The organism is Micromonospora sp. NPDC005291, assembly GCF_040607415.1.
Lineage (GTDB): Bacteria > Actinomycetota > Actinomycetes > Mycobacteriales > Micromonosporaceae > Micromonospora.
Window position 1 is genome coordinate 109,876 of record NZ_JBEXGR010000010.1, and the last position, 12,067, is coordinate 121,942.

General features: G+C 71.9%; 13 protein-coding genes and 3 tRNA genes. 12 read left to right on the plus strand and 4 right to left on the minus strand.

The annotated features are described in order from the left end of the window. Positions 1 to 20 precede the first annotated feature (20 nt). On the plus strand, positions 21 to 1,097 hold the full coding sequence (locus ABZT18_RS16190) for a serine hydrolase domain-containing protein (RefSeq protein ID WP_354992806.1): 1,077 nt from the start codon (positions 21 to 23) through the stop codon (positions 1,095 to 1,097). Positions 1,098 to 1,108: 11 nt separating this feature from the next. Here ABZT18_RS16190 and ABZT18_RS16195 read toward each other — a convergent pair whose 3' ends face one another. After that, positions 1,109 to 2,434, minus strand: a complete 1,326-nt coding sequence (locus tag ABZT18_RS16195) for a deoxyribodipyrimidine photo-lyase (RefSeq protein ID WP_354992807.1) — start codon at positions 2,432 to 2,434, stop codon at positions 1,109 to 1,111. Next, positions 2,431 to 3,354, minus strand: coding sequence for a phytoene/squalene synthase family protein (locus tag ABZT18_RS16200; RefSeq protein ID WP_354992808.1), 924 nt, complete (start codon positions 3,352 to 3,354; stop codon positions 2,431 to 2,433). The genes ABZT18_RS16195 and ABZT18_RS16200 overlap by 4 nt, the downstream gene beginning before the upstream one ends. Before the next feature lie 65 nt (positions 3,355 to 3,419). On the opposite strand from ABZT18_RS16200, the gene ABZT18_RS16205 reads away from it, so the two are divergent. The 8 genes from ABZT18_RS16205 (at position 3,420) to ABZT18_RS16240 (ending at position 8,985) form a co-directional block, all read left to right on the plus strand. Next, the gene (locus ABZT18_RS16205; RefSeq protein WP_354992809.1) at positions 3,420 to 4,562 is read left to right on the plus strand and encodes a polyprenyl synthetase family protein; all 1,143 of its coding nucleotides are present in this window, start codon (positions 3,420 to 3,422) and stop codon (positions 4,560 to 4,562) included. Positions 4,563 to 4,590: 28 nt separating this feature from the next. Beyond that, on the plus strand, positions 4,591 to 6,072 hold the full coding sequence (gene crtI, locus ABZT18_RS16210; protein WP_354992810.1) for a phytoene desaturase family protein: 1,482 nt from the start codon (positions 4,591 to 4,593) through the stop codon (positions 6,070 to 6,072). Continuing rightward, positions 6,069 to 6,689 carry an isopentenyl-diphosphate Delta-isomerase gene (idi, locus tag ABZT18_RS16215; protein WP_354992811.1) on the plus strand — a complete coding sequence of 207 codons (621 nt, stop codon included), beginning with the start codon at positions 6,069 to 6,071 and terminating at the stop codon, positions 6,687 to 6,689. The genes crtI and idi overlap by 4 nt, the downstream gene beginning before the upstream one ends. Further along, a complete protein-coding gene (locus ABZT18_RS16220; protein ID WP_354993122.1) occupies positions 6,679 to 7,623 on the plus strand; it encodes a MerR family transcriptional regulator in 945 nt (314 codons plus the stop codon). Before idi ends, ABZT18_RS16220 begins: the two co-directional genes overlap by 11 nt. 75 nt (positions 7,624 to 7,698) lie before the next feature. Then, positions 7,699 to 8,481: a polysaccharide deacetylase family protein gene (locus ABZT18_RS16225; RefSeq protein ID WP_354992812.1), complete on the plus strand. Its 783-nt coding sequence runs from the start codon at positions 7,699 to 7,701 to the stop codon at positions 8,479 to 8,481. A 154-nt stretch (positions 8,482 to 8,635) separates the two neighbouring features. Then, positions 8,636 to 8,708 (plus strand) — tRNA-Glu (locus ABZT18_RS16230). Positions 8,709 to 8,739: 31 nt separating this feature from the next. Beyond that, positions 8,740 to 8,813: transfer RNA gene (locus tag ABZT18_RS16235), tRNA-Asp, on the plus strand. Between the two features lie 98 nt (positions 8,814 to 8,911). Then, positions 8,912 to 8,985 (plus strand) — tRNA-Phe (locus ABZT18_RS16240). A 183-nt stretch (positions 8,986 to 9,168) separates the two neighbouring features. Here the strand turns inward: ABZT18_RS16240 and ABZT18_RS16245 are convergent. After that, entirely contained in the window at positions 9,169 to 9,495 is a 327-nt protein-coding gene (locus ABZT18_RS16245; protein ID WP_354992813.1) for a hypothetical protein, read from the minus strand. Between the two features lie 179 nt (positions 9,496 to 9,674). Between ABZT18_RS16245 and ABZT18_RS16250 the strand changes: the two genes are divergently transcribed. Next, complete coding sequence (locus tag ABZT18_RS16250; RefSeq protein WP_354992814.1) at positions 9,675 to 10,073, plus strand: CrcB family protein; 399 nt, start codon at positions 9,675 to 9,677, stop codon at positions 10,071 to 10,073. A 5-nt stretch (positions 10,074 to 10,078) separates the two neighbouring features. Beyond that, positions 10,079 to 10,468: a CrcB family protein gene (locus tag ABZT18_RS16255; protein WP_354992815.1), complete on the plus strand. Its 390-nt coding sequence runs from the start codon at positions 10,079 to 10,081 to the stop codon at positions 10,466 to 10,468. An 18-nt stretch (positions 10,469 to 10,486) separates the two neighbouring features. Here ABZT18_RS16255 and ABZT18_RS16260 read toward each other — a convergent pair whose 3' ends face one another. Beyond that, positions 10,487 to 11,362 carry a hypothetical protein gene (locus ABZT18_RS16260; protein ID WP_354992816.1) on the minus strand — a complete coding sequence of 292 codons (876 nt, stop codon included), beginning with the start codon at positions 11,360 to 11,362 and terminating at the stop codon, positions 10,487 to 10,489. A gap of 166 nt (positions 11,363 to 11,528) precedes the next feature. Between ABZT18_RS16260 and ABZT18_RS16265 the strand changes: the two genes are divergently transcribed. Then, positions 11,529 to 12,056 (plus strand): SRPBCC family protein, encoded by a 528-nt coding sequence (locus ABZT18_RS16265; protein ID WP_354992817.1) that lies wholly within the window; start codon positions 11,529 to 11,531, stop codon positions 12,054 to 12,056. Positions 12,057 to 12,067 lie beyond the last annotated feature (11 nt).

Below are 12,067 nucleotides of genomic sequence, written 5' to 3' on the forward strand. Positions count from 1 at the left end.
GGCCCGCCTACCGTGGCGGGATGCACCCACGCTTCGCCCCGGTCCGGGACTGCTTCCACGACCTGCTCGCCTCCGGCCGGGAGACCGGTGCCAGCCTGTCCATCTGGTACGACGGGCAGCCCGTCGTCGACCTGGTCGGCGGCTCCCGGACCAGTGACGGGTCAAGCGGCGACCCGTGGCTGCCGGAGACGCTGGCCAACGTCTACTCGGTCGGCAAGCCGGTGGCCGCGCTCTGCCTGTTGACGCTCGTCGACCGGGAGAAGGTCGACCTCGACGCGCCCGTCGACCGGTACTGGCCGGAGTTCCGCACCCCCGCCACCGTGCGTCAGGTGTTGTCGCACACCGCAGGGCTTCCGACCTTCCCGGTGCCCCGGCCGGCCACCGCGATCGCCGACTGGACGCTGCTCACCGGCGACCTGGCCGCCGCCGACCCCGAGTGGGCGCCGGGCTCGGTGGCCGGGGAGCACGCCTGGACGTACGGGCACCTGGTGGGCGAGCTGCTCCGCCGGGTCGACGGGCGGTCGGTGGGCCGGTTCCTGGCCGACGAGATCGCCGGTCCCTGGCGGCTGGACCTCGGCTTCGGGCTGGCCGAGGCGGACCAGCGGCGCTGCGCGGATCTGCGGTACGGCGACCCGGATTGGCCGACCCGGGCGCTCGGCGAGCCGGGCTCACTACGGGCACGGGCGATGGGCAATCCGGCCGGTGGTCAGGATCTCGCCGTGCTGAACAGTGCGCTCTGGCGGGGCGTCGAGATGCCGGCGGTCAACCTGCACGCCACCGCGTCCGGCCTGGCCCGGCTCTACGCCGGTCTGCTCGCCGGTGGTGTCCTGGACGGCGTCCGGCTGTTCAGCCCGGAGTTGGTGGCGGAGGCGACCCGGGTCCAGTACGACGGGCCGGACCTGGTGTTGGACCGCACGGCCCGGTGGACGCTGGGCATGCAGTGGGAGCCGGACGGCAGTTGGGGTATGGGTGGCCTCGGCGGCAGCAGTGCGTGGGCCGACCCGGAGCGCGGCTACACCTTCGCGTACGCCACCGCCCGACTGGCCGAGCACGATCGGGTCGATGAGCTGGCCGAGGCGCTGCACTCCTGCCTCTGACGGAAGGGCTTTCAGCGCAACCAGACCGGGTCGGTGCCCGGCACGGAGAGCGGCGGTGGATAGTCCAGGGTGCCGCGGAGTTGGTCCGGCAGTCGCCACGGTTGGTGCACCGCCCTGCCCTGCACCCCCGCCAGCTCCGGCACCCACCGGCGTACGTAGTCGCCGGCCGGGTCGTACCGTTCGGCCTGCCGGACGGGGTTGAACCCCCGGTAGGGCTTGGTGTCGTTGCCGGTGCCGGCGACCCACTGCCAGTTGCCGGAGTTGTTCGCCACGTCCCCGTCCAGCAGCCACCGGAAGAACACCGCCACCCCGGGCCGCCAGTCCTGCCCGAGGTGCTTGCTCAGGTAGCCGGCGGTGATCAGCCGGGCCCGGTTGTGCATCCAGCCCTGCGCCCGCATCTGCCGCATCCCCGCGTCGACGATCGGCATCCCGGTACGCCCCTCCGTCCAGGCCGCCAAGGCATCATCGTCGTAGCGCCACTGCTCGGTGACGCCCCGCCGGTACGCCGACGTCGAGATCTCCGGGAATGCGGCGGTGACCTGGTAGTAGAAGTCCCGCCAGCAGAGCTGCCGGACGAACGGCCCGGACCGGTCGCCGGCACGGTTGGCCACCGCCAGCGGGGACACGCAGCCGAAGCGCAGGTACGGGCTGAGCCGGGAGGTGTCGTCGCCGGCCATGTCGTCGTGCTGGTCGTCGTACCGGCCCAGGTCGGGCAGCCAGTCGGTGAGCCGCTGCCGGGCGACCCGCTCGCCGCCGACCGCCGCGTCCGGCGAGTCCCCGGTCGGCAGCGCCGGCAGTTGGCCCGCGCTCACGCCGTCGGGCAGCGCCACCCGGCGCGGCGCGGCAAGCTCCTCGCGCCACCGGTTTGCCGCCCAGGCCCGGTGGTACGGGCTGAACACCCGGTAGTGGTCACCGCCGCCACCGGGCCGCAACGCGCCCGGCTCCACCACGGTGAGCCCGGGAAACAGTCGCAGATGCAGGCGGTGCCGCTCGCACTCGGCGCGCAGTCGCCGCTCCCGCCGGCGGGCGTAACGGCTGACATCGGCGGAGAGCGCGACGGCGGTGGCGCCGACCTCGTCGGCCAGCCGAATCGTCTCGGCCACCGGGTCGCCGCGTCGCACCACCAGGTCTCCACCGCGGTCACGCAGCTCGGCGCGCAGGTCAGCGAGGGCCTGGTGCAGGAACCGTGTGCGGTTGGCCGACAGACCGGCCAGCTCCGGGTCGAGCACATACAACGGCACCACCCGGTCGAAGGCGGCACAGGTGGTGGCCAGCGCCGGGTGGTCGTGCACCCGCAGGTCGCGGGTGAGAAGGACGATCGCGGTGCTCGCGGTCACCGGCCCGCCGGGTGGGCCGTCGGCCCGGGGATCGTGACCGGCGTACCGGTCGAGCTGAGCAGGGCCCGTGCGGCCACCGCCATCCGTCGCCGCTGCGGCACCAGCGCCCGCCGGGCGAAGACGTCGTAGCCCTGCGCGGCCACCTCGTCGAGGATGCCGCCATAGAGCGCGTACGCGGTGCGCATGCAGGCCTGCGAGGCCGGCGCCAGCATGGTGACACCCGGCGCGGCGGCGGCATAGTGCGCCTGGGCACGGGTCACCTCGTACTCGATCAGCTCGCGGATCCGGGGCGTACCGCGCCCCCGGGCGCGTGCCTCGGCCAGTTCGTCGCGGGTGACCCCGAACTTCGCCATGTCCTCGTCCGGCAGGTAGGTGCGGCCCCGGTCGAGGTCCTCGGCGACGTCCCGGATGAAGTTGGTGAGTTGGAAGGCGAAGCCGAGCTGCCGCGCCGGCTCCCGTGCCGCAGCCGAGTCGGAGCTGCCCAGGATCGGCAGCATCATGGTGCCGATGACCGCCGCCGAGCCCTCCATGTAGTCGAGCAGGTGGTCGTAGGTCGGGTACGCGGTGACGGTCAGGTCCATCGCCATGCTCTTCAGAAACGACGCAAAGTCGTCCCGGTCGAGATCGAAGACGGCGATCGTGTGCAGCACGGCCGGCAGCAGCGGGTCGTCGACGGGCGCACCGTGCAGGCCGGCCACGAACTGGCTGGCCCAGTCGTCGAGGCGGGCGGCCCGCTCGGCGGGCGGCAGGTCCTCGGTGCGGTCGACGATTTCGTCGGCGTACCGGGTGAACCCGTAGAGGGCGTGCACATGTCGCCGTTTCCAAGCGGGAAGCAGTCGGGTGGCGAGATAGTAGGTGCGGCCATGACGTCGGTGCAGCTCACGGCACCGGTCATAGGCAGCGGTGAGATCAGTGTCCACCGGCCCCTCCTCATTTATCGACGCAGCAATCGACGCAACTCGTAGCCTAGGGTACGCTCAGTCGCATGGCCAACGACGCAGTTGCGGGCAATGCGACCCGTGTAGCGCCGACAGGGCCGGGCGACAGGGACGATCCGGTCCGCGCCGTGCTGGCCGCGTACACCCATGACCTGATCACGGCGGTCGACGACACCCTGACCACCTTCCTCACCGCCGAGGTCGACTCCCTCAGCGAGATGGACGCCGCGATGGGCGGCTTCGCCGCCGCCGCGCGGGAGGCCGTCCTGGCCGGCGGCAAGCGGATCCGGCCCACGTTCGCCTACTGGGGTTGGCGCGGGGCGGTCGGCGGCACCGAGGCCCTGCCGCCCGTGCTGCCCGCGCTGGCAGCGCTGGAGTTGCTGCACGCCTTCGCGCTGGTGCACGACGACGTGATGGACGCCTCCACCACCCGCCGCGGCCGGCCCACCGCGCACATCGCGCTCGCCGAACAGCACATCGCCGCAGGCCACCGGGGTGATCCCGACCGGTTCGGCGAGGCTGTCGCCGTGCTCATCGGCGACCTCTGCCTGGTCTGGGCCGACCGGTTGCTGGCCCACGCCGCGGTGCCGCCGGCCCGACTGTTCGAGGTCCGCCGCTGCTACGACCAGATGCGGGTGGAGACGGTCGCCGGGCAGTATCTCGACGTGCTCGGCGAGAACGACCCGGCCAGCTGGTCGGTCGACCGGGCGCTGCGGGTGGCCCGCTACAAGACCGCCAGCTACACCGTCCAGCGGCCGATGCTCATGGGCGCCTGCCTGGCCGGGGTGCCCGCCGACGATTCGCTGGTCTCCGCGTACACCCGCTATGGCCTGGCCGTCGGCGAGGCGTTCCAGCTCCGCGACGACCTGCTCGGCGTGTACGGCGACCCGGCCACCACCGGCAAGCCGGCCGGTGACGACCTCCGCACCGGCAAGCCGACCACGCTGCTCATGGTGGCCCGGGAGCTGGCCACGCCTGCCCAGCTCAGAGCGTTGGAGCTGGCCGGCGACGGGCCGGTCGACCGGTTCGCCGAACTGGTCGCCGAGACCGGCGCGGTGACCAGGGTGGAGCGGATGATCGCCGAGCGGGTGGGCGACGCGCTGGCCGCGCTCGACGCCGCACCCGTGGACCGGACGGCGCGGACCGCGCTGACCGGGCTGGCCACTGCCGCTACCAACCGGCGGGCCTGATGAACGACTTTTTCAAGGAGGTGGTCACGTGCGGACGGTGACAGGACGGACGGACCGGGTGGTTGTCGTCGGGGCCGGGCTGGGCGGGCTCGCCTGCGCGCTGCACCTGGCGGGCAGCGGCCGACAGGTGACCGTGCTGGAGCGCGAGCCGGTGCCCGGCGGGCGAGCCGGCCGGCTCGCCGTGGACGGCTACGAGTTCGACACCGGCCCGACCGTGCTCACCATGCCCGATCTGATCGCCGAGGCGCTCGGCGCGGTCGGTGAGGAGTTGCACGACTGGCTCGACCTGACCCCGCTCGACCCTGCCTACCGGGCGTACTACCCGGACGGCTCGACCCTCGACGTGCTCACCGACACCACTCGGATGGCGGCCGAGATCTCCCGGGTCTGCGGGCCACGCGAGGCCGACGGCTACCTGCGCTTCGTCGACTACGCGCGGGAGCTGTGGCGCCTGGAGCGGGCCGACTTCATCGAGCGCAACCTGGACGCGCCGACCGACCTGATCACCGGCAACCTGCTCAAACTGCTCACCGGCGGGGCCTTCCGCCGCCTCCAGACGAAGATCAACCAGTTCTTCCGGGACCCCCGTACCCAGCGGATCTTCTCCTTCCAGGCGATGTACGCCGGCCTCGCGCCGCACGACGCGCTGGCCATCTACGCGGTCATCGCATACATCGACTCGGTGGCCGGGGTCTACTTCCCGCGCGGCGGCATCCACGCGGTGTCCAAGGCGATGGCCGGCGCGGCCGAGAAGCACGGCGTGCAGATCCGGTACGACACCACGGTGACCCGGGTGGAGACCGCGAACGGCCGAGCCACCGGTGTACTCACCGCCGACGGCGAACTGGTGCCGGCGGACGTGGTGGTGCTCAACCCCGACCTGCCGATCGCCTACCGGGACCTGCTCCCCAACGATTCTCAGCGCCGGCTCACCTACTCGCCGTCCTGCGTCGTTCTGCACGTCGGCTCCCGACAGCCATATGCAAAGATCGCCCATCACAACATCCATTTCGGCCGCGCCTGGAAGGGCACCTTCGATGAGGTCATCCGGCGGGGCGAGTTGATGAGCGACCCGTCGCTGCTGGTCACGAACCCGAGCCGAACCGACCCCTCGGTGGCCCCACCGGACCGGCACACCTACTACGTGCTCGCCCCGGTGCCCAACCTGCACCGTGCCCCGTTCGAGTGGCGCGGCGACCTGACCCAGCGCTACAGCGACCAGCTGATCGGCACCCTGGAGGAGCGCGGCTACGTCGGCTTCGGTGCCGGGGTCGAGGTGCTGCGGACGATCACCCCCGCCGAGTGGGAGGAGCAGGGGATGGCCGCCGGCACTCCGTTCGCCGCCGCCCACACCCTCTTCCAGACCGGTCCGTTCCGGCCGTCGAACCTGCACCGCGGCCTGTCGAACGTGGTCTTCGTCGGCTCCGGGACCCAGCCCGGTGTTGGCGTACCGATGGTGTTGATCTCCGGCAAGCTCGCGGCGAACCGGATCACTGGGGAAGGCCGATGAGCAGCCGCGAGGAGCACCTCGTCGAGTTGGTCGACGACACCGGCAGGGCCTACGGCGAGACGACCGTCGCGGCCGCTCACCAGCCCCCGGGGCAGCTGCACCGGGCCTTCTCGGTGCTGCTCGTGGACCCGGACGGCCAGGTGCTGCTCCAGCGGCGGGCCGCCGTCAAGACCCGGTTCCCGCTGCGCTGGGCGAATTCCTGCTGCGGCCACCCCCGTCCAGGCGAGTCGCTCGCCGAGGCGGCCAACCGTCGGCTGCGCGAGGAGTTGGGTGCGGGCCCGGTCGAGCTGACCGAGGTCGGCGTCTACGTGTACTACGCCGAGGACCCGGCCACCGGTCGGGTCGAATTCGAGTACGACCACGTGCTGCGAGGCGAGTTCCTGCCCGCGGCGCCGCTACTGCCGGACCCGGACGAGGTGGCCGAGCTGCGGTGGGCCGATCCCACCGCGCTGGAGGCCGAACTGGACGTCGACCCCCGGTCGTACGCGCCCTGGCTGGGCGGGGTGGTGAACCGGCTGCTGCGCCCCTCGGGGCCGATGTCCGGCGCATCCCGCCGGGCCGTGACCCCGACCGGATCGTCGGCCGATGACACGGCGGAGCGGTCGGGTGGCCGATGAGGCGCTGAGCGCGGGCGCGGTCGCACGCCGGCTGGGGGTCGCGGTGACGACCCTGCGCACCTGGCACCAGCGCTACGGGCTTGGGCCCAGCGAGCACATCCCCGGTCACCACCGCCGGTACACGCCGACCGACCTGGCCCGCCTCGAGATCATGCGGCGGCTCACGGCCGAGGGCGTGAGCCCCGCCGAGGCCGCCCGCTGGGCGCGCCAGGCTCCGGATCCGATGCCCACCGACACCGTCGCCGGGAGGCGGGCCCTCCCACCCGGCCGCGACGGTGGCGGAACCATCCCGGTGGGTCGCGCCGGCCCGGCAGCCCGCGGGCTGGCCCGGGCAGCCATGCGGCTGGACGCGGCGGCGATCAGCGAGACGATCGCGCACGCCCTGGCTGCTGGCGGGGTCGTGGCCACCTGGGAGGGCCTGCTCCGCCCGGTACTCGCCGGCATCGGCGAACGCCACGCCGCCACCGCCGGCCTGATCGAGGTGGAACACCTGGTGTCCCGCTGCGTGTCGGAGGCTCTCTCAGCGGCCAGTCGGGCCAAGGTGCCCACCGGGCCGGCCCGGATCCTGCTCTCCTGCGCAGACGAGGAGCAGCACACCCTGCCGCTGGAGGCATTGGCCGCCACTCTCGCGGAGGCCGGGGTCAGCTACCGGATGCTCGGCGCCAGGGTGCCCGTGACCGCCCTCGTCGAGGCGGTCAACCGGACCGGGCCGGCCGCCGTGGTGCTCTGGTCGCACACCCGGGCCACCGCCGACCCGGCCCAGCTCAGCGCGCTGCTCGCGGCGCCCCGCCGCCCGTTGCTGGTGCTCGCCGCCGGCCCCGGCTGGCGAGCCGACACGCTGCCCGCCGGGGTGGTGCGACCGGTCGACCTGGCCGAGGCGGTCTCGCTCGCCGTCGCGGTCCGCGACTCCCTGGAACAGTCGACGGGTGACTGATCGCACTGTCGCCCGCTGACGGCGTGAACTAGCGTCGGGGCGTCCGCCTACCCCGACCCCCCCGGGAGCGAGCAGATGCAAGCCCGCGCCGCCATGGCGTCCGTCCTCGCCATGGCGATGGTCCTGTCCGGCTGTGCCCAGCCGGACCGCACCATCGCACCCGCCGGCGCCCCGCTGCCGGTGGAATCGACCATGTCACCCACCCCGTCGCCGCAGCCCGCCCTCACGAAGCCGCCGAAGCCTCCGCTGCGGCCGCTGCCGGACAAGCTCCCGGCCGGCCTACGGCGCACCACCGGCGTACGCCCGGTCGCCTTGACCTTCGACGACGGGCCCAACCCGGCCTGGACGCCCAAGGTGCTCGACCAACTGCGGGCCGCCAAGGTGACCGCCACCTTCTGCGTCGTCGGTCGCGAAGTGCAGCGCCACCCGGAGCTGGTCCGGCGGATCGTCCGCGAGGGACACCAACTCTGCAACCACAGCTGGCGGCACGACCTCGACCTGGCCCGGCGACCTGTCGCCGAGATTCAGGCCGACCTGGCCCGCACCAACAAGGCCATCCGGGCGGCGGCTCCCGGCGCGAAGGTGTCCTTCTACCGGCAGCCGGGCGGCCGGTGGACGCCGGAGGTGCTGGGAGTGGCGAAGAAACTCGGCATGCGCCCGTTGCACTGGTCGGTGGACCCGCAGGACTGGGACAAGCCGAACGCCGCCACGATCGGCAAGCGAGTCCACGCCGCCACCCGCCCCGGCGCCATCGTGCTGCTGCACGACGGGGGCGGCGACCGGGCCGCGACGCTGGCCGCCTGCCCCCACCTGATCGCCGACCTGAAGCAACGCTTCGGCATCACCCGACTCCACTAAAACGGCCTTGACCTGCGGTTATGCGCCGGTCCAAGCCCCTGCCGATACCGATTTTGTCGACCGACCGGGCATCACGTATGCTTTCCAAGCCTCCGGCGGGGCCGGATGGGAGCAAGTCCGCTTGAAGTTGCGAATGTGCAATGATGGCGGGGCCGCCCTCATCGTCTAGCGGCCCAGGACGCCGCCCTTTCAAGGCGGTAGCACGGGTTCGAATCCCGTTGGGGGCACGACCGGCGCAAGCCGGAGCAACACAAGCTAGGTCCTGTGGAGCAGTTGGAGTGCTCGCCGCCCTGTCAAGGCGGAGGTCGCGGGTTCAAGTCCCGTCAGGACCGCAGCGCTGACGCCGCGCCTCGCGCGGCGTTCTGCGTATCGGAGCATGTCACCTGCCGTCGGTTCATCCGGTTGACGGGTAGCATGAGCCGAGCGATACGGCCAGGTAGCTCAGTTGGTACGAGCGTCCGACTGAAAATCGGAAGGTCGGCGGTTCGACCCCGCCCCTGGCCACATAGCCTTTCGCCGGGCTACAGAGATCCCCACCAGCGGAAACGCAGGTGGGGATCTTGCTGTGTGCTGTCATCAGGCATCTAACGGCGTTGCCCGTGACTTACCCCTCTTGGCCTCTGATGGCCGCCGCCTCGCGGCGCACGGTGATGCCGCACGGCTGCCCCGGCACATCACCATGCGCAGCTAGCGACGGAGCAGCGAAAACGCCCCCGCCGCCGTCAGCAGCAACAGCAGTGATGCCGCGAACAGGGCCCGTCCAAGCGCCAGGGGCATGGAGATGAAGAACGGTGCCTGCTGGACCAGAAGGCCCGCACCGATCATGGCCTGGGCCATGCCCACCTGCACGGGCTGGGACCGCTCTCCCGGCTTCAGGCGTGCAAGCCGAACCCAGGCTGCGGGAAATCGTCGTGACACGGCCACACGCACCCCGAGTACAACAGCGCCCAGGCTGAGGACGACGACTCCCACCCGCAATGCGAACGTGACCGGGTCCTCGTCATACAGGCTCATGCGCCCATCATCGGAGGGGCGTCAAGCGCGCAATCGCACGACAGATCGCACGGCAGCCTCCGCCGGCTTCCTCACCTGCCGAGGCCTGCGGCCCTCTCTGACGGCGGCCCACCCCGACCGAACGGGTGAGGCCTTTCCAACCTGAGCTCTACGGCCTAAGCCAATGAGTAAATGGGTGGGTGACAGTCCTAGCGATCATCGTCGGCGGTGGCATCGGCGCCACCCTGCGGTACGTCCTGGGGCTCGGCTTCGCCCCATCCACGCCACCGGACTTCCCCTGGGTCACCTTTATGATCAACATGGTGGGTGCCTTCGCCCTCGGGGCCGTGATGACGCTGCTCGCGGCGCACCGGCTGCCGGGACCGTGGGGCAAACCGTTCCTCTCGACCGGTCTCATCGGCGGCTTCACCACGTGGTCGCACTTCATCGTCGAGTCCGATCAACTGATCGGGGCGCGACGCAGTGGGGTGGGCATCATCTACCTCGTCGTGAGCATCGTCGGTGGAGTGATCGCCGCCGCTCTCGGCGCCCGCCTCGCAGAACTCCGAGTGGGGCGTCCTGCGGAGGGGCGACGCTGATGTGGGTGGGCATCGGGGTGTTCCTGGCCGGCGGGCTCGGGGCGCTGAGCCGCGCCGGGGTCGACGCGCTGGTGAAACCATGGTGGAAGGCACGGGTCAGCGGGTCCATCCAGGCCTTCCCGGCGAGCACTTTCTTGATCAATGTCTCCGGTGCCTTCGTGCTCGGCATCGTCACCGGCTATGCCGTGAAGAACGCCACCGGTGGGGCACAGGACTTCGCGGCGATCGTCGGGGTCGGTTTCCTCGGCGCCTACACCACCTTCTCCACCGAGGAGTGGCACACGATGGGGCTGCTGCGTAAGAACGGCGCCGTCGAGGCCTTCAACGTGTTGGGCAGCCTCGGCGCGAGCCTCACGCTGGCCGCGTTCGGCCTGTGGCTCGGCTCGCTGATCTAGTCCATGGCCTGCCGGCCGTCACTGATCTCGGCGCCCCTGCTGGCGGTGCTGCGCCATACCGCCCTGGATCGCCTCCCACACGCTGCGCCCGGCCTGTCGCAGGGTCTCCCCCGCCTGCTCGGCGAGCTGCGCCGCGCTCTGCGCCGCGGCCTGCGCCCCGGCCGGCAGACCGCCGCCGCCGTCACCATCTCCGGACGTGCTGGGACCGGGGGCGGGCGACTCGGGTCGGTTGCGGGGTTGCCCGGTCGGTGACCCCGCTGGCCCCTCAGCGCCGCCGGACTCCGGTCGTACCTGGTCACCTGGCCCAGGGCCCCCGGCTCGAGGCCCGGGTCCGCCAGCGCCAGGCCCTGGACCTCCGGCAGGAGGCCCGGAACTCTCGGCGCCGGAACCTGACCCTGGTCGGCCGGGACCTGGTCGGGCGCGGTCGGCGCCGGCTGCGCCCACCTTCTGGCCCAGTTCGTCGAGTACGCCGTCGGAGCGCCGCGCCGAGGCCCTGACCTGCGCGGCCCCCGCGGCCAACTGCTGCGCGCTGCGGTTCACATCGTCGATGGCGGTGCCGCCCGTCCGAGCGAGGGCCTCGATGATCTGCGGGTTGTTGTCGAGCGTGTCGAGCGCGCGCCCCAGGATCCTGGTCAGCTGCTCCAACCGCACCCGCAGCTCCGCCTCGGCGTGCACCCCGTTGAGGTCCAGCTCGCCGCCGCTGAGGTGCACCCGCACCCCGGCGTCGATTTGAAGCAGATTGGCCACCCGGGCCCGCAGCGAGAGGTCGGCGTCCAGGCCGTCGACGGCCAGCCGGATCGAGTCGACGGAGACCTTCGGAATGTCGAGCAGGACGTCAGGATCCCCGCTGTCGACCCTTCTGTCCGACTCTCGCTGCTGCGCGCTCTCGCTCATGCTCTCCCACCCCGCCTGCACACCGGCCCGGCTGTCCGGGCCGTTCGGCGCGGTTACCCGCTTTCCGGCGGGGCATCCCGTCCGTAACAGCTCGGCAACCCACTGTCCGGAACCGGGCACCGCGCGAAGCTGCACACCCGGGCATCAGCCGGTATGGTCCGGGCCTATGGGACAGGAGATGATCGATCCGGCCAACATCCGGCAGGACATCGACCGGTTCTCCTTACGGTGCAGCCTCCTCGTCCCCGCCTCCGCCGAGCACGCGTTCGCGGTCTTCACCGACGAGCTGACCGACTGGTGGGTAGCCGAGTACACCTGGTCCGGCCCCGATGCTCTCGCGGAGCTGGGCATGGAGCCACGGGCTGGCGGAATGCTCTACGAACTCGGCCCGTACGGCTTCCGCGCCGACTGGGGTCGGGTGCTCACCTGGGACCCGCCGCGCCGACTGGTCTTCGTCTGGCAGATCGGCCCGGACCGGATGCCGGTGCCGGACCCGGCCCGCGCGAGCGAGGTCGAGGTGCTGTTCCTTCCCGAGGGGCCTGAGCGCACTGCGGTCAAGCTGGAGCACCGGCACTTCGACCGGCACGGCGAGGCTGCCGAGGGATACCGCAAGGCGCTCACCGCCGGCTGGCACGAGCTGCTCACCCGCTACGTCGCCACGGTGTCGCGGCACCGCCCCACCAGTCCAGCCTGACCGACCACACC

What these genes read in the sequence shown, in the direction of transcription:
- idi (WP_354992811.1), top strand. Translation starts at nt 6,069, where the DNA reads ATGAGCAGCCGCGAGGAGCACCTCGTCGAGTTGGTCGACGACACCGGC.
- ABZT18_RS16205 (WP_354992809.1), top strand. Translation starts at nt 3,420, where the DNA reads ATGGCCAACGACGCAGTTGCGGGCAATGCGACCCGTGTAGCGCCGACA.
- ABZT18_RS16265 (WP_354992817.1), top strand. Translation starts at nt 11,529, where the DNA reads ATGGGACAGGAGATGATCGATCCGGCCAACATCCGGCAGGACATCGAC.
- ABZT18_RS16245 (WP_354992813.1), bottom strand. Translation starts at nt 9,495, where the DNA reads ATGAGCCTGTATGACGAGGACCCGGTCACGTTCGCATTGCGGGTGGGA.
- ABZT18_RS16225 (WP_354992812.1), top strand. Translation starts at nt 7,699, where the DNA reads ATGCAAGCCCGCGCCGCCATGGCGTCCGTCCTCGCCATGGCGATGGTC.
- ABZT18_RS16260 (WP_354992816.1), bottom strand. Translation starts at nt 11,362, where the DNA reads ATGAGCGAGAGCGCGCAGCAGCGAGAGTCGGACAGAAGGGTCGACAGC.
- ABZT18_RS16190 (WP_354992806.1), top strand. Translation starts at nt 21, where the DNA reads ATGCACCCACGCTTCGCCCCGGTCCGGGACTGCTTCCACGACCTGCTC.